Here is a 24151-nt window from a genome sequence, read left to right as displayed (position 1 = left end):
ACCGGGCAGTGGGTGGCAAGGTCCGCCGCCAAAGACGAGTTCGAACCATGACCGAAATCAAGCCGCATGCCTCCCATTGGGGCTATTTCGATGCCGTGGTCGAGAATGGCCGCGTCACTGGCGTTCGCCCCTTCGGCCCGGATCCCTTTCCCGGCAGCCTGATCGAGGCGGTGCCGGATGTGGTCCATGCGGCCTGCCGCATCGATCGGCCCTATATCCGCCGTGGCTGGATCGAGGGGCGGCGGCGCGGGCATCTGCGCGGGGGTGACCCCTTCGTGCCGGTTTCCTGGGACGAGGTGACGCGCATCCTCGCCGAGGAGACGGCGCGGGTGCGAGCCGAGCATGGCGCGACCTCGATCTTCGGCGGTTCCTATGGCTGGTCCTCGGCCGGGCGCTACCACCATGCGAAGACGCAATTGCAGCGCTTCCTCGGCCTCGGCGGCGGCTTCACCTCCTCGGTGAATGCCTATTCCTATGCGGCGGCGCAGGCGCTGATCCCGCATGTGCTCGGCACCAACGAGGTGCTGCTCGGCCGCGTCACCGACTGGCAGGCGATCGCCCGGCATGCCCGTCTGATGCTCTGCTTCGGCGGGCTGGCGGCGAAGAACGGCCTCGTCGCCTCGGGCGGGCAGGGGCGGCACGAATACATGCCGCTGATTCGCCAGGCCGCTGCTGCCGGAGTGCGCTTCATCAATGTCTCGCCCTTCCGCGGCGACACCGAGGCGGAGATCGGCGCCGAATGGATTCCGATCCGGCCGGGGACGGATGCGGCGCTGCTGCTGGCGATGGCGCATGTGCTGGTGGCGGAGGAGCGCGAGGATCGCGGCTTCCTTGCCACCCATTGCACGGGCTGGGAGCGGCTGCGGGCCTATATCCTTGGCGAGAGCGACGGGCAGGCGAAGACGCCGGACTGGGCTGCGCCCATCACCGGCATTCCGAACGCAACGATCCGCCGTCTCGCCCTCGACTGCGCGGCGCAGCCGACCATGCTGACGGCCGCCTGGTCGCTGCAGCGGGCGGATTACGGCGAGCAACCCTATTGGATGCTGGTGGCGCTCGCTGCCATGCTCGGGACCATCGGCAAGCCGGGCCAGGGCGTCGCATTCGGCTATGGCAGCATCGGCGGGATGGGCGTACCGCGGCGCGAGCTGCCGGCGGTCTCCTCGCCCGGCATCCGCAATCCGGCGGGCCTCACCATCCCGGTCGCGCGGGTGACGGAGCTGCTGGAACGGCCCGGCGAGGTGCTGGAGTTCAATGGCCAGCGCATCACCCTGCCGGATATCCGCATGATCTGGTGGGCGGGCGGCAACCCCTTCCATCACCACCAGGACCTGCCGCGGCTGCAGCGCGCCTGGGCGCGGGCCGAGACCGTGGTGGTGCAGGAGCCCTGGTGGACGGCGCTCGCCCGGCAGGCCGATATCGTCCTGCCGGCGACGACGACGCTGGAGCGGAACGACATCGCATCCAGCAACCGGGATCGCTTTGTCCGGGCAATGCACCAGGCGGTGCCGCCCCAGGGGCTGGCGCGCAACGACACGGATATGCTTGCGGATCTCGCCGATGCGCTCGGCTACCGCGACCGCTTCACCGAGCAGCGCGACGAGGGCGCTTGGCTGCGGCATCTCTATGGCCAGTGGCGGGTCGCCTGCGGGCGGCTCGGCTTCGAGGCGCCGGAATTCGAGCGCTTCTGGGCCGAGGGGCATGTGGAGGCGCCGCCCGTCGCGCCGGGCGAGGAATACACGCAGTTCGCCGGATTCCGTGCAGACCCGGAGGGCGAGCCGCTCAATACGCCCTCGGGCAAGGTGGAGCTGTTCAGCGAGACCATCGCCAGCTTCGGCTATGACGACTGCCCGGGCCACCCAGTCTGGCGGGAGCCACGGGAATGGCTCGGCGCCCCGGCAGCGGCGCGCTTCCCGCTGCACCTTCTCTCCTTTCAGCCGGCAACGCGGCTGCATGGCCAGCTCGACCCCGGCCGCGTCTCGTCTGCGGGCAAGATCGAGGGGCGGGAGCCGATCCATCTGAGCCCGGAGGATGCGGCGGCGCGCGGACTGAAGGAAGGCGACATCGTCCGCATCTTCAACGGCCGCGGCGCCTGCCTCGGCGGCGTCCGGATCAAGGAGGGGATGCTCCCGGGCGTCGCCGCCATGGCGACCGGCGCATGGTACGACCCGCTCATCCCTGGCAACCCGGATGCGCTCTGCGTCCATGGCAACCCGAATGTGCTGACGGCGGATATCGGGACCTCGAGGCTCGGCCAGGGGCCTTCGGCGCAGTCCTGCCTCGTGCAGGTGGAACGCTGGGAGGGGGCCTTGCCGCCGGTCACCGTGCACCGGCCGCCGCCGGTCGTCCCGGCATGATCGGCCGGCGTGTCCTGCTGGCGGCGGCGCTGGCCGCCCCGGCGCTGTCCTCCCCGGCCCTAGCGCTCGACCTCGACCCGCTGGCCCTGCCGGTGAAGCAGGACGACACCGTGGCCCCCGGCTACCGGCGCGACGTGCTGATGCGCTGGGGCGACCGCGTCACCTTCGATGCACCGCGCTGGACTCCGCGCACGCCGGACCCGGATGCGGTCGCCGCGCAATTCGGCTGGGATGCGCGGGTGCTCGGCATCGCCGTGCCGCAGCAGCCAGCCGCCGATGGCGTGCCCCGCGCCATCCTCGCCATCGCCCATCCGACCGTCGATCCGGCCATGGCCTTCCCCGGCGGGCAGGACCAGCCGGCGGCGGCGGCGGCCATGCAGGGCGCCTCTCTCCTCAATATCGAGCGGCAGGCCGGGCGCTGGGTGGTGGTGGATGGCGGCTACCAGAGCCGGCGGCTCACCCTCTCCACCCTCTGCCGGGTCTCGGGCGGCGGGGCGGTGCGCGGGGTGCTTGGCATCCGCGGCGGCTGCGTCACGCCCTGGGGGACGCTGCTGCTGGCCGAGGGCGATCCGGGCTTCTGGCAAAGCCGGCTCGGCGCGCTGGATCCGGCCATCGCGGATGGCGTGGGCTATGGCTTCGTCGTCGAGGTCAACCCCTTCGACCCGCAATCGGTGCCGGTGAAGCGCCGGGCGCTCGGCCGCTTCGCCCATGGCGACGTGGCGGCAGCGTTGAGCAGGGATGGGCGCGCCGTGGTCTACATGACCGACCGGCGGATCGGTGGCTTCCTCTTCCGCTTCGTCTCCGCCGGCCTGGCCTCGGAGGACCGTGCGCTCGATGCCGGCACGCTCTTCGTCGCCCGGATGGAGGGTGAAAGGCTGATCTGGATTCCGCTGCCGGATGGCGCCCCGCTGCTGGAGGCCGCTCAGGGGGCGGGCGGGACGCCTTTCGACACGCCCTCCGGCCTCGGCCTCGATCCGAGGGGACCGCGGCTGCTGCTCGCCTGCCGTGGCAGCCCGGCCCGGCCCGCCGGCCATGTGATCGAGCTTTCGGCCGATGGCGGGGATGACGGGGGGGCGGGGGCCGTCGCGCGGCTGCTTTTCGCCGCCGGCGACCCGCGTGGGCCGCAGGCCCGCTACGGCGGGGGCGGGCTGCCGCCAGGGAGTGCCTGGCCCGAGAACCCCGACACTGTCACCGTCGATGCGCGCGGCCGGGCCTGGATCGGCACCGACCGGCTGGGCCGTGTCGGCGTGCAGGCGGAGGGGCTCTTCGCCTGCGACCTGGCCGGGCCGGGGCGCGGAGTGCCGCTGCCGGCCTATGGGGCGCCGCGCGGGGCCTCGGTCGGCGGCGCCGCGCTGACGCCTGATGGAGAGACGCTGTTCTTCGGCATCCGCCATCCCGGCGCCGAGCCGGGGGCCAGCTTCGACCGGCCGGGCACGCGCTGGCCGGAATTCGCGGCGGGCGTGCCGCCGCGCAGCGTGCTGGCGGCGCTCACCCGGGCCGGAGGCGGTCCGGTCGGCGGCTGATCGGGCCGCTTTCCGCCTTACCGCAACGAGAAGCGCACCGGCACGGTCAGCTCCACCGGGTCTCCTGCCATCTCCGCCGGCGGGGCGGGGAGGGGGGAGGCGTTCTGGATCATGGTCTGCACCGCTTGGTCGAGGGACGGGTCGCCGGCACTGCGCTCGATCCGATAGCCGACCACGGTGCCGTCGCGCTGCATGCGGAAACGCAACAAGGCGACGCCCTGGGCACGGCGCCAGCGCGCATCGTCCGGATAGCGGCGATGGCGCTCGAGGGCGCGCATCAGCAGCGCCGTGTAGCTCGGCGGCGGCGCGGCGGCGACCGGTGCAGTGATGGGGGCTGCGGGCGCGACGGCCGGCTGGACCGGCGCGGGCGGCGCCTCGGCCACGGTGGGCGTCTGCGGGCGCGGCGGCGGGGGCGGGCGGCGCGGGGTGGTGACCGGCTTCGGCTCGGGCGGCGGGGGTGGAGGCGGCAAGGGCAGTTCCGCCATTTCCGCGGCCGGGGGCGGCGGCTCGGGCGGCGGGGGCTCAACTTGGGGTGGCGGCGGCTCGGGCAGCGGCGGCTCCGGCGGGGGCGGCTCGGCCATGGCGACGGGCGCCGGGGGGGGCGGCTCCGGTGGCGGGGCGGGCTGGGGCGGCGGCGCCTCGGCGACCGGTTCGGGCGGCGGCTCGGCCTCCGGCTCGGGCGCGGCGGGGGTCGGCATCTCGAGCAGCATGACTGGCATCACCGGCTGCTCCTCGGTGGGCAGGCCGTGCAGCAGCACGGCGGCGCCGGCGGCATGCAGGCCGAGGGAGAGGCCCCAGGCGATGTGGCGGGCGTGGGCCATGCGGCTCAGCGCCCCTGCGGCGCCGTTGGTGCCGGTGCCGGCGCCGGGTCGCCGCCCGGCAGCGAGACCAGCGCCACCTTGGTGATGCCGGCGCGCTGGACTAGGCCCATCACCCGCAGCACCTCGCCGTAGTCGAGGCCGCGATCGGCGCGGAGATGCAGCGCCCGGTCCGGCGTCTCGGCACGGATGGCAGCGAGGCGCGGCTCCAGCGCCTCCTGCGCCACAGGTTCCTTGTCGAGGAAGAGACCACCCTCCTTGGTCAGGCTCAGCTCCAGCGGCGGCGCCGGCGGGCTGAGCGGGGCGGCCGCGGTCTTCGGCAGGTCGAGGGCGATGCCGGCGGTCATCATCGGCGCCGTCACCATGAAGATGACGAGCAGCACCAGCATCACGTCGACCAGCGGCGTGACGTTGATCTCGGAGACGGGATGCGCCTCGTCCTCGTCGCCCATGCCGGAGGAGAGCTGCATGCTCATGCGGATTCACCGGCCTTGCGCCGGCCCTCCAGCACCGCCGGCCGCCGCGCCAGCCGTCCGGCGAGGCTCGCCGCTGCGCCCATCGCCTCGGCCCGGATGCGGGAGAGGCGGATACTGTAGCGGTTGTAGGCGATCACCGCCGGAATGGCGGCGACGAGGCCGATCGCCGTGGCGAAGAGCGCCTCGGCAATGCCCGGCGCCACGGTGGCGAGACCGGTATCCTGCTTCGCCGCGATGCCGAAGAAGCTGTGCATGATACCCCAGACCGTGCCGAACAGGCCGACGAAGGGGCTGACCGAGCCGATGGTCGCCAGCAGCGGCAGGCCCGGCTCGGCGCGGCGGAGCGTCGTGGTGACGGCCGCGCGCATGGCGCGCTCCAGCCGATCGCGGAACTCGCCGGCGCTCTCGTGCTGATCGCGTCCCTCGCGCCATTCCGGCAGACCGGCGCGCAGCACAGCGCCGGCGAGGCCGTCCTTTCCGGCATCCCCCTCGGGGGGAAGGATGGCGCCGGAGGCGGCGAGCGCGGCGAGGCCGGCGGCCTCCCGCTTGAGGCGGCCGAACAGGATGGTCTTCTCGATGATGATGGCCCAGCAGGCGAGCGAGGCCAGCAGCAGCAGCGCCATCACCCCCTGCACGACCGGGTCGGCATTGAGGATCAGGCTTTGCATGGTGAAATCGGGGGCGGACGCCGGGTTCATGCGGGTTTCCCTTGCAGGACAGCGATGCGTCGGCGGTTGCGGCGACGCAGCAGCCAGGCGGCTAGGCCAGTGACGAAAAGGACGGGCATGGCGATGCCCGAGAGGAAGACGAGGATGCGCCCCGGCCAGCCCAGCAGCGCGCCGCCATGCAGCCAGCGCTGCATGGCGAGCACCTCCTCGCCCAGGCTGCGGGTGCGGGGGCCGCGTTCCTCCGTCACCGCGCCGGACCAGGGATCGACGGTGACGACGCTGCGGGCGCGGACCTCGGTGCTGCCATCGGCTGGCCGCAGCGAGACCTGCCAGGCTTGGCGCTGCCGGCTGGGCAGCGTCACCATGGTTGGCACCTGGCCGGGGAGATGGGCGAGGGCGGCGGCCACCGCGGCATCGGCATCGACCGTCATCGGCTCGCGGCGCGGCGGCGCGGGCGCGGGCATCGCGGGCTCGGCGATGCCGAGCGCCGGTCGGAACCAGGCGGGGAAGATGATGGCGATGCCGGAGACGGCGACGACGGTAAGGACTGTTGCCATCCAAATGCCGATGACGCGGTGCAGGTCGAGATTGAGGACGGTGCTCGGCCGGCGCCGGACGGTGACCAGCGCCGCGTCGAGCGAGCCCTGCCTCGGCCACCACAGCCAGATGCCGGAGAGCGAGAAAAGCAGCAGCAGCACGCCGAACCAGCCCACCGCCTCGCGCCCGCCGAAGTCGCGCAGCAGCAGCGTGTCGTGCAGCTCGCGCATCGTGGCGATGAAGCCGGTGCGGCCGGCGCGCTCGCCGAGTAGCTGGCCGGTCGCCGGATCGAGATAGGCGGAGGGGCCGGGCGGGGTGCCGCGCTGGCGCGGCGGGCTGACGATCCAGACCGGCCAGACCTCATCGGGCGGCCGGATGACGCCGGCCGGATGGTCCGTCGCTGCCTCGGCCGCCTTGAGTATGGCGGCGTAGTTGAGTTCCGGGTTCGGCGGCCCGCTCGGACGGAAGAGTTGCGGGTTGAGCGCCGCGTCGATCTCGCGCTGGAAGGACAGGATGCTGCCCGTCACGCCGAGCAGCAGCATGACGAGGCCGAGGATGAGCCCGAGCCAGCGATGTCCGAGCAGCAGGGCGCGGCGGACGGTCACGCGTCGGCCCAGCGACGGAGCAGGTTGTGGTACACGGCGGTCAGCTCCGTCGGCGCGCTGTGGCCCGCCGGCAGGTCGCCGCGGGCGCGGTTGATGGCCATGTCGAGGTCGAAGAGCAATGCGCGTTGGCCATCGTCGCGCACCATGCTCTGAATCCAGAAGAAGCTCGCCAGCCGCGAGCCGCTCGTCACGGGTGCGACGCGGTGCAGGCTGGTCGCCGGATAGACCACCGCATCGCCGGCCGGCAGCTTCACCCGCTTCTCGCCATAGGTATCCTCGACGATCAGCTCGCCGCCCTCATAGCTCGCCGGGTCGCTGAGGAACAGGGTGCAGGAGACATCCGTGCGGATGCGGTGCGGCGTGCCGGTGATCTGGCGAATGGCGTTGTCCACATGCGCGCCGAATGTCATGCCCGGGTCATAGCGGTTGAACAGCGGCGGGAAGACTTTCAGCGGCAGCACTGAGGAGATGAAGAGCGGGTTGCTCTGCAGCGCGGCGAGCACGATCTCGCCGAGGGCGCGGTGCTCCGGGCAGCCCTCGGGAATCTGCAGGTTGTCCTTCACCTGTGCCGACTGATGGCCGGCTGTGACTCGGCCATCGACCCAGGGCGCACGCGCCAGCAAGGCCCGCGTCTCCGCGAGCCTTGCCGCATCCAGCACCTCGGGGATGTGGAGGAGCATGCCTAGTACCGCGCCGTGAGGCTGGCGATGATGGTGCGTCCGGCGCCCGGGGTGATGTTCCCCGAATAGACGCCCTCGTAGAACCGCTTGTCGGTGAGGTTCAGCGCATTGACCCGGATGCCGAGCTGGTCGGTGATGGCCCAGGCGATGGCGGCGTCGTAGCGCACATAGGCGGGCGCGATGACGGTGTTGGCGTTGTTGCCGTAGCGCTTGTCGATGTAGCTGAGGCCGCCGCCGATCTGCACGCCATAGGGCAGGTCGTAGCTGGTCCAGAGCGTCGCGGTGTTGCGCGGCGTGTTCAGCAGCTCCTTGCCGACCTCGGCCGCGGTGGTGGAGCGGGTGATCTGCGAGTCGATGTAGGTATAGCCGGCGATGACGTTCCAGTTGCGCGTGATGCGGCCGGCCGCCGAGATCTCGAAGCCGTCCGAGCGCTGCTCGCCGGCCAGCACGTTGAGCGTGCCGTTCGCGGGATCGGGCGTGCGGGCATTCGTCTTCTCAATGCGGAAGATGGCGCCGCGGATGGCGAGATCGGGCGTGATGTCCCAGCTGGCGCCGATCTCGAAGGAGCGGTTCTTCTCGGGCGCCAGGTTGGCGGTGTTGGTGGCGAGCGTCAGCGCCTCGGCGCTCGGGTTGAAGGAGGTGCCGGCCGAGAAGTAGGTGCGCACCGTGCTGGTGGGCTTGAAGACCAGCGCGCCGCGCCAGCTGAACATGTCGTCCACACGGTCGAAGCGCGTGGTCGCGCCGGTGGCGCCGGCGAGGCTGTTGAAGCGGGCGTCGAACCGGTCGTAGCGGCCACCCACGAGCACCTCGAAATACTCGCCGATGCGGATCTGGTCGGCGGCGAAGAGGCCGAGGGTGTAGGCGGTGGTGTCCGCATCGGTGTTGACCGAGAGGGTCTGGTCGAAGGCTTGGTAGAAATTCGGGTTGAACAGCGTCGCCGCCGGCCGGTTGTTGCTGGTGAAGCGGGTAAGCTGCGAAGTTTCGCGCCCGAGCTCGAGGCCGGCGACGATCTGGTGCCGCAGCGGGCCGGTATTGGCGGTGGCGCGCAGCTCGGTCTGGTTCTGCAGGATGGTGTCGGTGCCGCGCCGGACCTGGGGCTGGCGGTTGACCAGCACGTTCGCGAGGTTGGTTGTCGGGGTGATGGCGGTGATCAGCCGCGGCGCCGTCGCGTTGAGGTCGCGGTCGTAGTTCCCGTAGCGGAAGGTGTTGCGCAGGCTGACGCCGTCGGCGAAGCGGTGCTGCGCCGTCAACGTCATCACATTGGTCTCGGTCCGCTCGCGGTCGACGCCGGCCAGGCCGTAGAAGGTGCTGTAGGAGACGGGCGCCGGTCGGCCACGCACGATAGGGATGCCGAAATCGGGGACGTTGTCCTCCGACTGATGCAGGAAGTGCAGCGAGACCTGGGTATTCGTCCCAAGGCCCCAGGTGACGGAAGGTGCGACGCCCCAGCGCTCGTTCGTGACGTGATCGCGCCGGGCGATGTCCTGTCGCGTCGCCATGGCGTTCAGCCGCACGCCGACCGTGCCGGAATACATGCCGATATCGGAGGTGGCGCGCAGGCCAAAGGGCGAGAAGCCGGTCAGCGTCAGCTCGCCGAAATTCCGCTGCTGCGGCATGCGAGTCGAGAGGTTGATCGCGCCGCCGGTGGAGCCGCGGCCGAACATGACGGAGGAGGGGCCCTTCAACACCTCGACGCTGTCGAGGAAGAAGGGATCGCGGGTGTACTGCGCGCTGTCGCGGATGCCGTCGATGAAGAAGTCGTTGCGCGCGCTGAAGCCGCGCAGCGTCAGGTTGTCGCCGGAGAAGCCGCCTTCGCCGGCGGCCAGGCTGATGCCGGTGACGTTGCGCAGCGCCTCGCGCAGCGTCGTCGCGCCACGCTCCTCGATCAGCTCGCGCGGGACAACGGTGATGGATTGCGGTGCCTCGCGCACCGAGGTCGGCATGCGGACCACCGGGGTGTCGTCGGCGCGGTAGCGGGGCGGGTTCGCGCTCTGGACATTCAGCTCAGGCAGGGCGATGCCGCCGGCGGGCGGGGCATTCTGGGCCATTGCCGTGGGGCTGGCGGCGAGCAGGCCCATGCCGGCCAGGCCCAGGCTCGGTTGCAGGCGAGGAAGCGGAGCGCGTAGCGACGACATCTAGACAGGTTCCCAGGTAGGCCGGGGATGGCGTAGCGCTACTGAGAATGACTCGCAATACCAAATCGCAACGCGGCGTTGCGGGTCAGGGTTGCGTTACACGCCATTGCTCGGCCCAGAGCGAGCTGGGGTTCAGATGGCCGGTCGGCTGGACGCCATGCAGCCAGCGCGGCCAGACATGCGCGTCGGCGCGGAACCAGAGCGGCAGTTCCGGCAGATCCTCGGCGAAGATCGCCTGGAGGCGCGACCAGAGGGCGCGGCGGCGCTCCCGGTCGAGCTCCTGCGGCAGCGCCTCGAGCAATGCATCCATCTCCGGGTTGCGGTAGCCGCCGTAATTCTGTCCTGACCAGTTGCGCGCCTCGGTCGGGATTTCCTCGGAATGCAGTGTCGTGCGCGGGACGTTCTCGGGGGAGGAGATCCAGGCGAAGAGGGCGGCGCCGGTGAAGCGGCGGCGCGACAGCGTCTCGCCGAACAGCACCCGCGGCGGCTCGTTGCGGATGCGCGCCTCGACGCCGGCCTGGCGCCACATGCCCTGTATCACCTGCTGGACCGACTCGCGGGCGCGGTTGCCGGCGGTGGTCATCAGCTCAATGGTGAGGCGCTCGCCGGCGGCGTTGCGGCGGATGCCGTCCGGCCCCGGGCGCCAGCCGACCGCTTCCAGCAGGGCGATGGCGCGGGAGGGGTCATAGGGCCAGCGCGGCACGTTCGGGTCATGCATCGGGTCGAGCGGGTTGACGCCCGTCTCAGCCACCACCTGCCGCCCTTCGAACAGCCGCGCCACGATCTGCGCCCGGTCGATCGCCATCAGCAGCGCCTGGCGCACCCGGCGGTCGTCGAGCGGCGGCGCGTCGAGGCGGAGGTCGAGATGCTCGTAGATCAGCCCCGGCTTGTACTCGACGCGGAAGCGCCCGCCTGTCCGCCGCTCCAGCGCCGCCGCCTGCTCGACCGGCAGGCCGAGCTCGCCGGCGACCATGTCGATCTGCCCGGCGAGCAGCTGCGCCTCCATCGCCGCGGTGTTCTCGACGGTGCGGATCTGGATGCGGCGGAAGGCGGGGGCGGGGCCGGCCCAGGCCTCGTTCCGCTCCAGCGTCACGCCGGCGCCGGGCTGCACGGCGGTGATGCGCCATGGCCCGGACCACAGGCCGGGATTCGTCGTCTCAGTGTCGTAGCCGGTACGGTTTCGGTACGTACGCGGCTCCTGCTGCCAGCGGGCGCGCTCGATATGCGCGGGCAGCGGCTGGAAGTCGCCGGCGACGTTGTAGTCGAAGGTGACCTTGTCGTAGCGCAGCGTGACGGTGCGCTCGTCCTCGACGATCAGCTCATAGGCGGAGCGGTAGAACTCCGCGCCGCCGAAGCCGGTCGCGCCCTCCCGCCCGGCCTCCCAGGCGAAGCGCAGATCCTCGGCGGAGACGGGGCGGCCGTCGCCCCAGCGGGCATCGGTGCGGAGGCGGTAGGTGACGCGGATGCCAGGCTTGCCATCAGGCGTCGTCTCGCGCCGGGCGCCGCCGTTCTCGATCGTCGGCAGGCTCTCGCAGGCCATGCAGAGCGGCTGCCAATCGGCGCCATAGGCGGTCAGCGGCCGCCGGGCGAAGCCCAGCACGTAGGACTTCGCCGCCATGGCGTCGATGTTCGGGTGGAAGGTCGAGGGGTACTGGATGATGCCGATGGTCAGCGACTCGCGCGGCTGGGCGAGGGCGGGCGTGGCGAGGGCCAGCAGCCCGGCCGCGGCTGCTGCGGCAACGCGACGCATCGGCATCCGCCTCAGTCCTCCTTCGCGCGGGCTTCCGCCGCCGAACCGATGCCGCCATGCGCCTTCGACCAGCCGACCGGGTCCTCGAGGAACTTCCGCACTTCCTTCAGTGCCCCCTCGCTGAAATAGGGCCGCTCGCGGCAGACCTCCAGCACGTCCCACCAAGTGCAGAGGTGATGCAGCGAGAGGTTCATCCCCTTCATTGTCTCGAAGCTGCCGGGGAAGACGCCGTAGAAGAAGACGACGAAGGTGTGGTCGCAGACCGCGCCGGCATCGCGCAGCGCCTGGGCGAAGCGGATCTTGGAGGCGCCGTCGGTGGTCAGGTCCTCGACCAGCAGGGTGTTCTTGCCCTCCGGCACGTCGCCCTCGATCTGGGCATTGCGGCCGAAGCCCTTCGGCTTCTTTCGCACATAGGCCATGGGCGCCATCATCCGGTCGGCGATCCAGGCGGCGAAGGGGATGCCGGCAGTCTCGCCGCCCGCCACGGCGTCAATCGACTCGTAGCCGATGTGGCGGCCGATCTTCTCCACCGCCAGGTCGCAGATGCGGTTCCGGGCGCGAGGGAAGTAGATGATCTTGCGGCAGTCTATATAGACGGGGCTCTTCCAGCCCGAGGTGAAGGTGTAGGGCTCCTCCGGGCGGAAATTCACCGCCTTGATCTCGAGCAGGATGCGCGCCGTCGTCAGCGCGGCATCCCGGTCCCAGTCGGAAGCATGTTGCATGGCCATGGCGCATTCCCCTGCCGGCGGCGTTCGGCCCATCCGTAACCGCGGCGCGGGGCGGCGTCCATGACCGACCGCCCCTTGGAGCCGGCGGTCTGGGTGCTGGCCGACCCGCGGGCGGGGACGGCGGCGCAGGCCTTGGGTATCGCAGAGCGGCTGGGGGTGCCTTTCCGGGTGATCGAGCTTCAATGGGGAAGGCTGGCGCGGTTGCCCATCGCCTGGCCAAGCCTCGCCGGGCTGGCGGCGGAAGCCCGCCGGCAGGTCGAGGGCTCATGGCCGCGGCTGGCCCTTTCCGCCGGGCGGCGCTCGGCCCCCGTCGCGCGCTGGCTGCGGCGGCGCGGAGCGCGGACGGTGCATTGCATGCGCCCCGGCCTTGGCGCCGCGGATTTCGACCTGCTGGTGATCGGCGCGCATGACAGGCCACGGCCGGCGCCGAACCTGATGGAGATCCTCGGCGCCTGCCACCGCATGTCACCCGGCCGGCTGGCGGCGGCGCGAGGAGAGTGGGCGGCGCTGGAAGCCTTGCCCTCGCCGCGTGTGGCGCTGCTGGTGGGCGGGCCGGTGCGGGATGAGGGGATGCAGCCGGAGGTGGCCTCGGCGATCGGGCGTCAGGTGGCGGGGATGGCCGGCAGCGTGCTGGCAACAACCAGCCGGCGCACCGGCGCAACGGCGACCGAGGCACTCTCCGCGGCGCTTGCCGGGCGGCCGCATCGCCTGTTCCGCTGGGGGGAGGGGGGCCCCAACCCCTATGCCGGCTTCCTCGCCTGGGCGGATGCGGTGGTAGTGACGGGGGACAGCGTCTCCATGCTGTCGGAGGCGCTGGCGACCGCGGCGCCGGTCTTCATCGCCGATCCTGGCGGGCTCGGCCCGCGGCACCGGCGGCTGGGCGAGAGCCTGATCGGCGCCGGCCAGGCGCGGGCGCTGGGGGAGGGGTGGTTCAGCCGCCAGCCGCTCGATGAGGGCGCCCGCGTCGCAGCCGCGATCCGCACACGGGGTTGGGGGGTTACCGCGGCGAGGGATGCGACGAAGTGATGGGCATGATGCAGGCCATCCTCCGCACTGCCTTCCCGCCCGCCCTGCCGCACCGCGGCGCGCGATCCTTCCCCTGGCCCTGGCGCGACCGGGCGGGGCGGTTCTCGCCGCTGCGAGCCGCAACGCTCGCGCTGCTGCTGGCGCCGGCCGGCTGGCTGTTGTTCACCGGCCTTACCGAAGGGCTGGGGCCGGAGCCGGCCAAGGCGGCGCTACGGGAAATTGGCCTCTGGACCATCCGCCTGCTGCTGGTGACGCTGGCGGTGACGCCGCTCGGGCGCATCCTCGCCTCGCCGCGTGTGCTGAGCCTGCGGCGCATGCTGGGGCTGGGGACGCTCGCCTATGCGCTGCTGCACTTGCTGCTCTACGCGGCGTACCAGGACTTCGTGCTGCCGCGCATCGCCTCGGAGATCGCGCTGCGCTTCTACCTGACGATTGGCTTCGTAGCGCTGCTCGGCCTCGCCGCACTCGGCTGGACCTCGACCGATGGCTGGATGCGCAAGCTCGGGCGGCGCTGGAAGCGCCTGCATAGCCTCATTTTCCCGATCGCCGCGCTCGGGGTCTTCCACTTCTTCCTGCAATCGAAGTCGCAGCTCTGGGAGGCGGTGCTGGCGGCCGGGCTGCTCGCCTGGCTGATCCTCTGGCGGCTGCTCCCGGCGGGGGCGCGGCTGCACCCGGTCGCCCTGCTGCTGCTCGCCCCGGCGACCGGGCTGGCGGCGGCGGGAGTGGAATATGCCTGGTACGCGCTGGCGACCAACCTGCCGGCGGACCGCATCCTCGCCGCCAATCTCGATGTCAGCTTCGGGTTGAGGCCGGCGGTCTGGGCTGCGGTGGCTGCGGTGGCGCCGCCGCTGATGGCGCTCCCGGCCTGGATCAGCCTGCGCCGAAATACCCCGCCAGGTTCCGCCGCACCCGCTCCAGCACCGGCTCACCCGCCGGCGGCAGCGGGAAATCCTGGCCGGTGATGGTCTCGAAGGCTTCGACATAGAGCCGCGCCGCCTCGAGCACGATCTCGGCCGGAATCTCCGGCAACTCGTCCTTGTAGGGGTCGCAGCGGGCAGTCACCCAGCGGCGGATGAAGTCCTTGTCGAAGCTCTGCGGCGCCTCGCCTGCCTCGAAGCGCTCCGGATAGGTGGCGGCGAACCAGTAGCGGCTTGAATCCGGCGTGTGGATCTCATCGGCGAGGATGATGCGGCCTTCGGCGTCGAAGCCGAACTCGTACTTGGTATCGACCAGGATGAGGCCCTGCTTCGCCGCCATCTCTCGCCCGCGGGCGAAGAGGTCGAGGGCGAGCGCCGAGACCTCGGCCCATTGCGCCTCGGTCAGCAGCCCGCCCTCGATGATGCGCTCCGGCGTCAGCTCCTCATCGTGGCCGGTGTCGAAGGCCTTGGTGGTCGGCGTCAGGATGCTGTGCGGCAGCTTCTCGTTGGCCCTGAGGCCGTCGGGGAAGCGGTGGCCGTACATGTCCCGCCGCCCCCCCTGATACATCGAGAGGATGGAGGTGGAGGTGGTGCCCGCCAGGTAGTCCCGCACCACTACCTCGACCGGCATGATCCGGAGGCTTTGGCAGAGCAGCACGTTGGGGTCCGGGTAGGCGATGACGTGGTTCGGGCAGATGTCCCGCGTGCGGTCGAACCAGTAGCGGGCGATCTGGGTCAGCACCTGGCCCTTCAGCGGTACGGCGGTGATGTTGCGGTCGAAGGCGGAGAGCCGGTCGGTGGCGATGATGAGGCGCCGCCCGTCCGGCAGGTCGTAATTCTCCCGCACCTTGCCGCGGTAGTGGTTCGGCAATTCGGGAATGGCGGCGTCGCGCAGGACGAGTCCGGCATAGGGGGCGAGGTCAGCAGTGCTGGTCATCCGGCAGGTGGTCCTTGCAGCGGGGCGACGATCCTATACCCCATCCGGTTGAGCCGCGCCGCCCTCTGCGCCATGGTGCCGGAGAGGAGACTGCCGCATGAGCACCCGCAAGACATACCGCATCGCCGTCATCCCCGGTGACGGCATCGGCAAGGAGACGACGCCCGAAGGGCTGCGCGTGCTGGATGCCGCCGCCCGCCGCTTCGGCTTCGACCTGGAACTGACCCATTACGACTGGTCCTGCGAGACCTATGCCCAGACCGGCCGGATGATGCCGGAGGACGGGCTGGAGCAGCTGAGCCGGACGGACAGCGTCTTCCTCGGCGCGGTCGGCTGGCCTGGCGTCCCGGACCATGTCTCGCTCTGGGGCCTGCTCATCCCGATCCGCCGGGGCTTCGACCAGTATGTGTCGCTCCGCCCCTGCAAGCTGCTGCCAGGGTCGAAGTCGCCGCTCGCCAATCGCGGGCCGGAGGATATCGACTTCTACGTGGTGCGGGAGAACACCGAGGGCGAGTACAGCTCGGTCGGCGGCCGCATGTTCCCAGGAACGGACCGCGAATTCGTCTCGCAGCAGAGTATCCTCACCCGGATCGGCTGCGACCGGATCATGAAATACGCCTTCGAGCTGGCCATGACGAGGAAGCGGAAGAAGCTGACAAGCGCCACCAAGTCGAACGGCATCACCTTCACCATGCCCTACTGGGACGAGCGCTTCGCCGAGATGGCGAAGAACTATCCGGAGGTGACGACCGACCAGTTCCATATCGACATCCTCTGCGCGCATTTCGTGCAGCATCCGGACTGGTTCGATGTGGTGGTCGGCTCCAACCTGTTCGGCGACATCCTCTCCGACCTCGGCCCGGCCGTCGCGGGCTCCATCGGCATCGCCGCCTCGGCCAATATCAACCCGGAGAAGACGCATCCCTCGATGTTCGAGCCGGTGCATGGCTCGGCCCCCGACATCGCCGGCAAGTGGGTTGCCAACCCCATCGGGCAGATCTGGTCGGGCGCGATGATGCTGGAGCATCTCGGCGAGAAAGCGGCGGCGGATGCGATCGTGCAAACCATCGAGCGGATGCTGGCCGAAGGCGGCCCGCGCACCCGCGACATGGGTGGCCAAGCCGGCACGGTCGATGTCGGCAAGGCGCTGGCGGAGGCCGTGGCGCGGGCCTGACATGAGTAGCAGGCCTCGGCTTCGATAGCTGATTGGACAGCCTTAGCCCCAGGCGCACCCGACGTCTGGACGATGTGAACCGGGCAGGATTGAAGGCTTCGATCAAACCCGGTGAGCGGCCCGATCAGCCCTTGAAGGATCGGACCCGCATCGCTAGCATGCTCTTCTGTTGCGAGTGATTCTCAACTCGCTTGCGACCGGAGGAGTTGGTTGATGGGTCATCTGGCCGCCGAGACCGCCGTCATAGGCCGCCGCTGCGAGCGTGCCGTGGTCACCGCCTATCGCGAACTGCGCGATACGGGGAATGACGATCTCTCGGCTTTCCGCGCCTGCACAACCCTCTATCGCGTGCATCATCCGGAAGCCTCCGTGCAGGAGGCTCGCCGGCTGGTCGCCGAATGGATCGACCATCATGTCATCCGCGGCGATAAAGGCCCGACCGACGGTTGCGACTGCGACTGATTGTTAATCGGATCTGGCCCAGGTGATTGCCGCCCTGGCCAGTGCGTCGATGCTGTCGGCGACCGGGAAGGGCAGGGCAGGCCCCGCCGCGATGCCGAGCGGAATCTCCGTGCAGCCTAGCACCACCGCCTTCGCCCCCCGCGCCACCAGGCTGCAAGCGACCTCGGCCAGCGGCGCATAGGCCTCGGCGACCCGGTTCGCCTTCACCATTGCGATCCCCGGCGAGACCCGCTCCGCCATCTCCGTCGCATCCGGCACCAGACAGTGCCAGCCGCGCCGCTCCAGCCCTTGCTGGTAGAGCCGCATCTCGAGCGTCGCCGCCGTACCCATCACCCCGATCGGCCCCTGCGTCACGCCGAGTCGTGCCAGTTCATCCGCCGTCGCCCCGACGATATGCAGGATGGGCAGGGCGGTCGCCGCCTGCATCGCCGCATGCCAGCCATGGGCAGTGTTGCAGGGGATGGCGATAGCGCCACAGCCTGCCGCCTCCAGCCCATTTATGCCCCGCAGCAGGGCCGGCAGCGGGTCCTCGCCGTTGCCGAGGCGGGCCGCGGTGCGGTCCGGCACGCGCGGGTCGGACCAGAGCACGGCCGGGATATGCTCCTGGTCGCGCTCCGCCGGTGTGAGCAGGGTGAGGCGCAGCATGAACTGCGCGCTGGCTAGCGGGCCCATGCCGCCGAGGACGCCGAGAATCTTGGTCATGCGCGCAGCATGCCCGATCAGGGCAGGCTCATGAAGTTCGCCATCGCGCTGGCGCGGGCCATCATCGCGCGCATCGCCGGATCCTCATGGCCGCCTTCGGCGGTGAGCGCCTCCATCGGGCAATAGAATTCATGCGGTTGCGCCACCTGGTTGCGCGCAAAGCCCTCGTAATGCCGTGTCTTCAGGCCGAAGACCACGCGCACATCCCGTACCGGCAGAATCAGCGGCTGCGCCGGCTCAGTCTTGAGCATGCGGATCAGGCGCCAGCGGGGTGTCGCATCGTTCGGCTGCGCGGGGCTGAGCAGCCAATCGAGCGGGCAATAGGCCATCAGCGACGAGGTGGTCGGCGCGAAGCGGGAGCGCTTGTCGAGCAGGTTCTGCAACGAGGAACAGGCCTCAATGCAGAGGATGTCGACATAAGGGTCGATCGAATCGGGTGAGAAGTGGAGCCAGAGCCCATCGGGCAGCGTCCGCAGCCGGTTCGAGCCGGGAAGCTTCAGGTAGGGTTGGTTGGTCGCCGCTATGTCACCTGGGCGGCCGCGCAGCCAGGTGCCCGGCTGCTTCGTGTTCGGGACGACGCCAGGCGGGCGCTGCGGCCATTTCTTCAGTTGCGTCCGCACCTGGTGATCCAGGGAGTGGGGTGGTACGGACATCAAAGCCTCGCGCATCGAATGTATCCTGAGCCGTTCACGCAACCAGCACAGCATACTGGCCAAAAATGAATCGGACGCGCAATGAAAATTGCCGGGATTCTTGTTATGTTCTGGAAATGAATATTTGGTGCGTCTGTTTGAACATCAGAAAATACTTGTAGAAGATACAATAACAGCCTGTGAATACTTGAAACAGGCCCAATGAGAACACTGTCTCGTTCAGCGAAGATTGCCGCTCATCGTGGAACGGATTGCCTCAAGGCACAAAAAAACCGGCCGGGGTCGCCCCCGGCCGGCCCATTTCATCCCAAGCTCACCCGATTCAGTCGCGGCGGCTAACGGGGACGTAGTCGCGTGTCGGGGCGCCGCTGTAGATCTGCCTCGGCCGGCCGATGCGCTGCGCCGGATCCTCGATCAGCTCCTTCCACTGGCTCACCCAGCCCACCGTCCGCGCGACGGCGAAGAGCACCGTGAACATGTGGGTCGGGATGCCCATCGCCTTCAGGATGATGCCCGAGTAGAAGTCGACGTTCGGGTAGAGCTTGCGGGAGACGAAGTAGTCGTCCTCCAGCGCGATGCGCTCCATCTCCATCGCCATGTCGAGCAGCGGCTCGTCCTTGATGCCAAGCTCGGCGAGGACCTCGTGGCAGGTGTCCTTCATGATCTTCGCCCGCGGGTCAAAGTTCTTGTAGACCCGGTGGCCGAAGCCCATGAGCTTGGTATGGGCGTTCTTGTCCTTCACCTGCCGGATGAACTCGGGGATGTTCTCCGGCTTGCCGATCTCGCCGAGCATCTTCAGCACCGCCTCGTTGGCGCCGCCATGCGCCGGGCCCCAGAGCGCGGCGATGCCGGCGGCGACGCAGGCGAAGGGATTGGCGCCGGTCGAGCCGGCAAGGCGCACCGTGCTGGTCGAGGCGTTCTGCTCGTGATCCGCATGCAGCACCAGGATGCGGTCCATGGCGCGCGAGAGGATCGGGTTGCTGACATAGGGCTCCGCCGGCACGGCGTTGAGCATGTAGAGGAAATTCTCCGCATAGCTCAGGTCGTTGCGCGGATACATGAAGGGCTGGCCGATCGAATACTTGTAGGCCCAGGCCGCGATGGTCGGCACCTTGGCGATCAGGCGGAAGGCCGCCACCTCGCGCTGCCGCGCATCGTTGATGTCGAGGTTGTCGTGGTAGAAGGCGGCCAGCGCGCCGACGACGCCGCAGAGGATCGCCATCGGGTGCGCATCGCGGCGGAAGCCGTCGAAGAAGCGACGCAGCTGCTCGTGCAGCATGGTGTGGTAGGTGACGTTCTTGCGGAACTCGGCCAACTGGCTTGCATTCGGCAACTCGCCCTCGAGCAGCAGGTAGGCGACCTCGGTGAAGTCGGACTGCTCGGCCAGCTGCTCGATCGGGTAGCCGCGATAGAGCAGTACCCCGGCATCGCCGTCGATATAGGTGATCTTGCTCTCGCAGGAGGCCGTCGCGCCGTAGCCCGGATCGAAGGTGAAGACGCCCAGATCGCCGTAGAGCTTGCGGATATCGGCCACCGCCGGGCCGAGCGTGCCGGAGAGCAGCGGCAGGGTCGTACTGCGGTTGGTCCCGTCCAAGGTGACGGTGACGGTTGGCTTGGCCGCCCCGGATGCCGTGCTGCTCATGTCGCCTGTGTCCTCGGATGTTGCGGCCGTGCCAGGAAGACGCGGTCGGATGGTGCGGTGCAAGATATCGGGTGGTGTCGCGGCTTGGCAACGCAGCCCGGAACGGGCCGGGAACGCGCGGGTTTCCCCGCTCGTGTTCAGGAACTGCGATGCCAAGCCTCAGGCGGCGTAGCGCCTGGTGTGAAGAGGCCCCGGCCGGCATCCCGGGCTGCGCCTTCCAGCACCGCATCGGCGGGTTCGGCCAGCGCCCAGCCGGCCTCGGCCATAGCCCGGTTGAGGCTCACGCCCCCGGCCTCGCAGCGGCCGAGCGCCCGGCCGAGCCTGTCCCGCCCATGGACCAGGCATTCGACCGCGCGGCCCCGGACCAGCCGCGCCAGCGTATCCGCCGCGCCGGCAGCGCAATCCACCGCGCCGCACCGCGCCATGCCCCGCTCCGGCACGGCAAGGCCCGCAAGCCGCAACACCCGCTCGCCGAGACGCAGCGTATCGGCATCCACCACCATCACTTCGGCCGCCCCAGCCGACCAGCGCTGCTCTGCCGGGACGAAGCGCATCGGCTCGCGGGGGAAGGCAGTTGCCAGCAAGGTCACGGCCCCGATCAGGCCGCAGCCTATGGCGGGTGCACGCCAACGACGGGGGGCAGTCGCAGGGCGGAAGATGCGGCGCTGTCGCATGGCCCGACAGGTAGCGTTTTCGTGATCGAATCGCAATCGAACTTGATGCCGCACCTGATCAGCGGGGCAGTGCCGCTTCATAGGAGGCCGGCTCGGTCAGCAGAACGCGCGCCACTGCTGCATCGGCGGGTTTGCCCTCAGCTGGCGGGCAGGTGTCGCGCAGCGCTGCGACCTCGCTTGCCGGCACCGGGGCGCGGGCTGCCCTCTCCCGCGCCAGGGCGGCCGCCATCGGAGGATCGTCCAGCCGCAGCCGGGCGAGGCCGGCCGCCGTCGCCTCCTCGCCCAGGCTGGTGCAGAGCGCCGGCAGCACGCCGAGACCCTGGATCGGCCAGCCCCGCGGCGCCAGCACGCGCGACCAGGTCACCAGCAGCTCCCCGCCATTCGGCAGGGGCATGACCAGCTGCACCAGCCCCTTGCCCGTCGTCGCGCTACCGACGACCACGGCCCGCCCCTGGTCGGCCAGCGCCGCGGCGACGATCTCCGCCGCCGAGGCGGTGCGCCCATCGACCAGCACGACGACCGGCGCCCCGCCCGTGCGGTCGCCGAGCGTCGCCAGATAGGCCCGGGCCGCATCCGGGTGCCGCCCGGCCGTCTGCGCCACCACCCCGCCGGGCAGGAAGGCACCCGCCACCGCCACCGCCTGGCCGAGCAGCCCGCCGCGATTGCCGCGCAGGTCGAGCACCACCCCGCGCGGCCGGGCGGCGCGAGCGCCGTCAGGCGGGAAGCCTTCGGCCAGCGCCTCCAGCACATAACGGTCGGTGGCGCTGGAGAAATTGTCGAGGCGGATCCAGAGGATATCGTCCCGCCGCTCGGCATGGACGGTCTCCGGCGGCAGTAGGCTGCGCAGCAGCCGGGCGGTGAAGCGCCGCCCGCCGCGTTGCAGGCGAAGCACCACCTCGGTGCCGGCCGGGCCTTCCAGCAGCGCGGCGGCACCGACCAGGTCATCGGCCGCAACGGGGGCGCCGTCGATCGCCAGCACCCGGTCATTCGGCCGGAGGCCTGCCATGGCCGCCGGCCCGCCGGGCAGAATGGTTGCCAGCACCACCTCGCGCCCTCGCCCGGCAGCCAGCCGCAGGCCGAGCCCTACCTGGCCGACGCGCCTCCCGCGCGCTGCCTGAGCCTCCTCCGGTGTCAGGTAGCGGCTATAGGGGTCGAGATGGTTGAACAGCTCTTCGAAGCCGCTGCGCAGCATCCGCTCGGGTCCGGCCCGGCGCAGCAGGGGCGAGTGCTGCCACGCTGCCTCGAAGAGCGCGGAGAGGCCGAGGGCCAAGCCCGGCGCCGCGGCATCCGGCGGCGCATTGGGTACGGGCGGGGGTAGGGGGCGAGCGGCCAGCAGCCGGTCGCCGGCATTCAGCAGCAGCGTGCCGGAGCGCATCTCCGCCTTGAGCTGAGTGTCCAGCACCTCCAGCCCACGCAGGGTCCAAAGGCCGAGATCGGATGCCGGCGCTGCTTCCAGATGCCGCTCCAGCACCGCGCCGAGCGCGGCCGAGAGTACTGCCTGCACCGGCTCCCTGGGGAAGCTCTCCTCCGCCGCCGCGCCGCGCCCGAGTAGCGCGGCGAGCAGCACCAGCATCAGCGCCGCCGCGCGCCGCGGGGCTTGGCAGGCATGCCCTGCATCAGGTGGAAGACCAACCCACCGGTGCGCGGCACGGCCTCGCCCAGACGAACCTCGACCGCCTGCCCCAAGGCAAAGCGCAGCCCGGTCCTCTGGCCCGCCAGGGCGTGCCGCGGCAAATCCTGCAACCATCGATCGTCCGGCAGGGACGCGAGGGGGACAATTCCCGCCGCGCCAATCGCCTCCAGGGTGACGAACAGGCCGAAGCGTGTCACCCCGGAAATGGTCGCCGGAAACACGTCCCCGATACGATGTGCCATATAAGCCGCAAGGTAGCGCTCCACCGCGTCGCGCTCGGCGGCGGCGGCGCGACGCTCGGTGGCGGTGATGTGCTCGCCGGTTTCGGGGAAGCGGCTGGCCTCCTCCTCCGTCAGCCCGTCCGGGCCGAGGCGGAGGCCGCGAATCAATGCGCGGTGGACGGCGAGGTCGGCGTAGCGGCGGATCGGGCTAGTGAAATGCGCATAGCGCGGCAGGGCGAGCCCGAAATGGCCGATATTGTCCGGTGCATAGGCGGCCTGGGACTGGGCGCGCAGTAGCGTCTCGTTGACCAGCCGCTCCTCGGCCGTGCCGCGCACCCGCTCCAGCACAAGAGCGAAATCCGCAGGGCGCACCCGGTCGCCCGGCGGCAGGGTGATGTCGAAGCTGGCGAGGAAAGTTCTCAGCCCCTCGAGCTTCTCGTCCGAGGGCCGGTCGTGCACGCGGTACATGCAAGGCTGGCCGAGCCGCTCCAGTTCCTCCGCCGCCGCGACATTCGCCGCGATCATGAATTCCTCGATCAGCCGGTGCGCGGCGAGGCGGGCGCGTGGCTCGACGGCGAGCACTTGGCCAGCCTCGTCCAGCCGGACCCGCCGCTCCGGCAGGTCGAGATCGAGCGTGCCACGGCGGTCGCGGGCGGCCTGCAGCGCGGCATAGGCGCCGAGCAGGGCGTCGCGGGTCCCGGCCGGGTCGTCGCCGCCCTCGAACCCCTCATAGGTCAGGCGCGCGGCGCTCCGCATGACGCCGCGCCCGAAGCGATGAGTTGTCTTGGTGCCGGCGGCATCGATGGTGATCTCGGCGAAAAGGCAGCCGCGATCCTCGCCCGGCTTCAGGCTGCACCAGCCATTGGAGAGCGCCTCCGGCAGCATCGGCACGACGCGGTCGGGGAAGTAGACGCTGTTGCCGCGCAGCCAGGCCTCGCGGTCGAGCGCGCTGCCGGGGCGGACGTAGTGCGCCACATCGGCGATGGCGACGAGCAGGCGCCAACCGCCTTCGACAGGCTCGGCCCAGACGGCATCGTCGAAGTCGCGCGCGTCCTCGCCATCGATGGTGACGAGGGGAATGGCGCGGAGGTCCTCACGACCCTCCGGCGCGACGGCGCGCGCAGCCGCGGCCTCGGCCAGCGCCGCATCGGGCATCGCATGCGGGATGCCGTGGACATGGATGCAGAGCAGCGAGACCGAGCGCGGCTCGCCCATCCGCCCCAGCCGCTCGATGATCCGCGCCGGGCGGAGGCCCATCGGCCGGCCTGGCAGCGGCTCGGCGAGGACCAGCTCGCCAGGCTGGGCGCCACCCGCCTCGCCCGCCGGCACCTCCCATTCCGCCCGGTGGCGGCGGTCGACCGGCTTGATCCGGCCATCCTCGAAAATGCCGAGTAGCCGCGCCGGGGCGCTGCCGATGCGCCTCACCGTGGTACCATTGTAGCGGCCGCGGCCGGCGGGCTTGAGCCGGGCCAGCACCCGTTCGCCCGGCGCCAAAGCCGGCTGGCCCGCGCGCTCTGGCCGCATGTAGACGAGCGGCATCGCACCCTGTTCGGCCTTCCAGCCGAGTGGCCGGGCCAGCGGGTCGCCATCCGGGTCGGTGCCGAAGACTTCGACCACCGCCATCTCCGGCAACCTGCCAGGCGCGGCGAGGCCCCGGCGGCCGGCCGGCATCACGCCGCCCTCCGCCAGCACGTCCTTCAGCAGGGCGCGGAGCGCAGGGCGCTGGTCGGAGGTCAGGCCGAAATGCCGGCTGATCTCGCTCTTGCCGACCTTGCCCGGCGCGGCCTCGATGAAGCGGCGCAACTCCTCCTTGGAGGGGGGGGGGCGCTCCAC

General features: G+C 70.6%; 21 protein-coding genes. 6 read left to right on the top strand and 15 right to left on the bottom strand.

Annotation, left to right across the window (positions count from 1 at the left end; genetic code table 11):
• Positions 1-47 precede the first annotated feature (47 nt).
• Together EP26_RS01780 and EP26_RS01775 are read left to right on the top strand one after the other, a co-directional pair.
• A complete protein-coding gene (locus tag EP26_RS01780) occupies positions 48-2357 on the top strand; it encodes a molybdopterin-dependent oxidoreductase (RefSeq protein WP_043335022.1) in 2310 nt (769 codons plus the stop codon).
• On the top strand, positions 2354-3880 hold the full coding sequence (locus tag EP26_RS01775; RefSeq protein ID WP_043335021.1) for a PhoX family protein: 1527 nt from the start codon (positions 2354-2356) through the stop codon (positions 3878-3880). Before EP26_RS01780 ends, EP26_RS01775 begins: the two co-directional genes overlap by 4 nt.
• A gap of 17 nt (positions 3881-3897) precedes the next feature.
• On the opposite strand, the gene EP26_RS01770 is transcribed toward EP26_RS01775, so the two are convergent.
• The 8 genes from EP26_RS01770 to EP26_RS01735 all read right to left on the bottom strand — a co-directional run bounded on the left by EP26_RS01770 (position 3898) and on the right by EP26_RS01735 (position 12277).
• Entirely contained in the window at positions 3898-4701 is an 804-nt protein-coding gene (locus tag EP26_RS01770; protein WP_052388681.1) for an energy transducer TonB family protein, read from the bottom strand.
• 5 nt (positions 4702-4706) lie between these two features.
• Positions 4707-5174, bottom strand: a complete 468-nt coding sequence (locus tag EP26_RS01765) for an ExbD/TolR family protein (protein ID WP_043335020.1) — start codon at positions 5172-5174, stop codon at positions 4707-4709.
• Positions 5171-5872: a MotA/TolQ/ExbB proton channel family protein gene (locus EP26_RS01760; RefSeq protein WP_052388680.1), complete on the bottom strand. Its 702-nt coding sequence runs from the start codon at positions 5870-5872 to the stop codon at positions 5171-5173. The genes EP26_RS01765 and EP26_RS01760 overlap by 4 nt, the downstream gene beginning before the upstream one ends.
• Positions 5869-6984 (bottom strand): PepSY-associated TM helix domain-containing protein, encoded by a 1116-nt coding sequence (locus EP26_RS01755; protein ID WP_052388679.1) that lies wholly within the window; start codon positions 6982-6984, stop codon positions 5869-5871. The genes EP26_RS01760 and EP26_RS01755 overlap by 4 nt, the downstream gene beginning before the upstream one ends.
• Positions 6981-7664, bottom strand: a complete 684-nt coding sequence (locus EP26_RS01750; protein ID WP_043335016.1) for a Fe2+-dependent dioxygenase — start codon at positions 7662-7664, stop codon at positions 6981-6983. Before EP26_RS01750 ends, EP26_RS01755 begins: the two co-directional genes overlap by 4 nt.
• A gap of 2 nt (positions 7665-7666) precedes the next feature.
• A complete protein-coding gene (locus EP26_RS01745; protein WP_084112258.1) occupies positions 7667-9799 on the bottom strand; it encodes a TonB-dependent receptor in 2133 nt (710 codons plus the stop codon).
• An 85-nt stretch (positions 9800-9884) separates the two neighbouring features.
• Positions 9885-11555 (bottom strand): peptide ABC transporter substrate-binding protein, encoded by a 1671-nt coding sequence (locus tag EP26_RS01740; RefSeq protein ID WP_342669075.1) that lies wholly within the window; start codon positions 11553-11555, stop codon positions 9885-9887.
• A gap of 5 nt (positions 11556-11560) precedes the next feature.
• The gene (locus EP26_RS01735) at positions 11561-12277 is read right to left on the bottom strand and encodes an orotate phosphoribosyltransferase (protein WP_043335013.1); all 717 of its coding nucleotides are present in this window, start codon (positions 12275-12277) and stop codon (positions 11561-11563) included.
• A 60-nt stretch (positions 12278-12337) separates the two neighbouring features.
• On the opposite strand from EP26_RS01735, the gene EP26_RS01730 reads away from it, so the two are divergent.
• Together EP26_RS01730 and EP26_RS01725 are read left to right on the top strand one after the other, a co-directional pair.
• Positions 12338-13303: a mitochondrial fission ELM1 family protein gene (locus EP26_RS01730; RefSeq protein ID WP_052388677.1), complete on the top strand. Its 966-nt coding sequence runs from the start codon at positions 12338-12340 to the stop codon at positions 13301-13303.
• Between the two features lie 5 nt (positions 13304-13308).
• Positions 13309-14265: a protein-methionine-sulfoxide reductase heme-binding subunit MsrQ gene (locus tag EP26_RS01725; protein WP_245624263.1), complete on the top strand. Its 957-nt coding sequence runs from the start codon at positions 13309-13311 to the stop codon at positions 14263-14265.
• On the opposite strand, the gene EP26_RS01720 is transcribed toward EP26_RS01725, so the two are convergent.
• Positions 14174-15157: a phosphoribosylaminoimidazolesuccinocarboxamide synthase gene (locus EP26_RS01720; RefSeq protein WP_043335010.1), complete on the bottom strand. Its 984-nt coding sequence runs from the start codon at positions 15155-15157 to the stop codon at positions 14174-14176. The genes EP26_RS01725 and EP26_RS01720 overlap by 92 nt on opposite strands.
• A gap of 97 nt (positions 15158-15254) precedes the next feature.
• Between EP26_RS01720 and EP26_RS01715 the strand changes: the two genes are divergently transcribed.
• On the top strand, positions 15255-16331 hold the full coding sequence (locus EP26_RS01715) for a tartrate dehydrogenase (RefSeq protein ID WP_043335007.1): 1077 nt from the start codon (positions 15255-15257) through the stop codon (positions 16329-16331).
• A 213-nt stretch (positions 16332-16544) separates the two neighbouring features.
• Positions 16545-16793 (top strand): hypothetical protein, encoded by a 249-nt coding sequence (locus EP26_RS01710; protein WP_408735087.1) that lies wholly within the window; start codon positions 16545-16547, stop codon positions 16791-16793.
• Between the two features lie 3 nt (positions 16794-16796).
• Here the strand turns inward: EP26_RS01710 and cuyB are convergent, their stop codons facing one another.
• From cuyB to EP26_RS01680, 6 genes are all read right to left on the bottom strand, one after another.
• On the bottom strand, positions 16797-17495 hold the full coding sequence (gene cuyB, locus EP26_RS01705; RefSeq protein ID WP_043335004.1) for a cysteate racemase: 699 nt from the start codon (positions 17493-17495) through the stop codon (positions 16797-16799).
• Positions 17496-17512: 17 nt separating this feature from the next.
• Positions 17513-18115 (bottom strand): hypothetical protein, encoded by a 603-nt coding sequence (locus EP26_RS01700; protein ID WP_245624262.1) that lies wholly within the window; start codon positions 18113-18115, stop codon positions 17513-17515.
• Between the two features lie 355 nt (positions 18116-18470).
• Complete coding sequence (gene gltA, locus EP26_RS01695) at positions 18471-19790, bottom strand: citrate synthase (protein ID WP_043334999.1); 1320 nt, start codon at positions 19788-19790, stop codon at positions 18471-18473.
• Positions 19791-19927: 137 nt separating this feature from the next.
• Positions 19928-20380 carry a thermonuclease family protein gene (locus EP26_RS01690; RefSeq protein ID WP_052388676.1) on the bottom strand — a complete coding sequence of 151 codons (453 nt, stop codon included), beginning with the start codon at positions 20378-20380 and terminating at the stop codon, positions 19928-19930.
• Between the two features lie 142 nt (positions 20381-20522).
• Complete coding sequence (locus EP26_RS01685; RefSeq protein WP_052388675.1) at positions 20523-22037, bottom strand: S41 family peptidase; 1515 nt, start codon at positions 22035-22037, stop codon at positions 20523-20525.
• Positions 22037-24151, bottom strand: coding sequence for a ribonuclease R family protein (locus EP26_RS01680; RefSeq protein ID WP_245624261.1), 2115 nt, complete (start codon positions 24149-24151; stop codon positions 22037-22039). The genes EP26_RS01685 and EP26_RS01680 overlap by 1 nt, the downstream gene beginning before the upstream one ends.

This window comes from Belnapia moabensis DSM 16746 (assembly GCF_000745835.1).
GTDB classification, from domain to species: Bacteria; Pseudomonadota; Alphaproteobacteria; order Acetobacterales; family Acetobacteraceae; genus Belnapia; species Belnapia moabensis.
The sequence above is the reverse complement of the archived record's forward strand: the minus strand, read 5'-3'. Positions and strand labels throughout refer to the sequence as shown.

What these genes read in the sequence shown, in the direction of transcription:
- EP26_RS01780 (WP_043335022.1), top strand. Translation starts at nt 48, where the DNA reads ATGACCGAAATCAAGCCGCATGCCTCCCATTGGGGCTATTTCGATGCC.
- EP26_RS01775 (WP_043335021.1), top strand. Translation starts at nt 2,354, where the DNA reads ATGATCGGCCGGCGTGTCCTGCTGGCGGCGGCGCTGGCCGCCCCGGCG.
- EP26_RS01770 (WP_052388681.1), bottom strand. Translation starts at nt 4,701, where the DNA reads ATGGCCCACGCCCGCCACATCGCCTGGGGCCTCTCCCTCGGCCTGCAT.
- EP26_RS01765 (WP_043335020.1), bottom strand. Translation starts at nt 5,174, where the DNA reads ATGAGCATGCAGCTCTCCTCCGGCATGGGCGACGAGGACGAGGCGCAT.
- EP26_RS01760 (WP_052388680.1), bottom strand. Translation starts at nt 5,872, where the DNA reads ATGAACCCGGCGTCCGCCCCCGATTTCACCATGCAAAGCCTGATCCTC.
- EP26_RS01750 (WP_043335016.1), bottom strand. Translation starts at nt 7,664, where the DNA reads ATGCTCCTCCACATCCCCGAGGTGCTGGATGCGGCAAGGCTCGCGGAG.
- EP26_RS01745 (WP_084112258.1), bottom strand. Translation starts at nt 9,799, where the DNA reads ATGTCGTCGCTACGCGCTCCGCTTCCTCGCCTGCAACCGAGCCTGGGC.
- EP26_RS01740 (WP_342669075.1), bottom strand. Translation starts at nt 11,555, where the DNA reads ATGCCGATGCGTCGCGTTGCCGCAGCAGCCGCGGCCGGGCTGCTGGCC.
- EP26_RS01735 (WP_043335013.1), bottom strand. Translation starts at nt 12,277, where the DNA reads ATGGCCATGCAACATGCTTCCGACTGGGACCGGGATGCCGCGCTGACG.
- EP26_RS01730 (WP_052388677.1), top strand. Translation starts at nt 12,338, where the DNA reads ATGACCGACCGCCCCTTGGAGCCGGCGGTCTGGGTGCTGGCCGACCCG.
- EP26_RS01725 (WP_245624263.1), top strand. Translation starts at nt 13,309, where the DNA reads ATGATGCAGGCCATCCTCCGCACTGCCTTCCCGCCCGCCCTGCCGCAC.
- EP26_RS01720 (WP_043335010.1), bottom strand. Translation starts at nt 15,157, where the DNA reads ATGACCAGCACTGCTGACCTCGCCCCCTATGCCGGACTCGTCCTGCGC.
- EP26_RS01715 (WP_043335007.1), top strand. Translation starts at nt 15,255, where the DNA reads ATGAGCACCCGCAAGACATACCGCATCGCCGTCATCCCCGGTGACGGC.
- EP26_RS01710 (WP_408735087.1), top strand. Translation starts at nt 16,545, where the DNA reads ATGGGTCATCTGGCCGCCGAGACCGCCGTCATAGGCCGCCGCTGCGAG.
- cuyB (WP_043335004.1), bottom strand. Translation starts at nt 17,495, where the DNA reads ATGACCAAGATTCTCGGCGTCCTCGGCGGCATGGGCCCGCTAGCCAGC.
- gltA (WP_043334999.1), bottom strand. Translation starts at nt 19,790, where the DNA reads ATGAGCAGCACGGCATCCGGGGCGGCCAAGCCAACCGTCACCGTCACC.
- EP26_RS01685 (WP_052388675.1), bottom strand. Translation starts at nt 22,037, where the DNA reads ATGCTGGTGCTGCTCGCCGCGCTACTCGGGCGCGGCGCGGCGGCGGAG.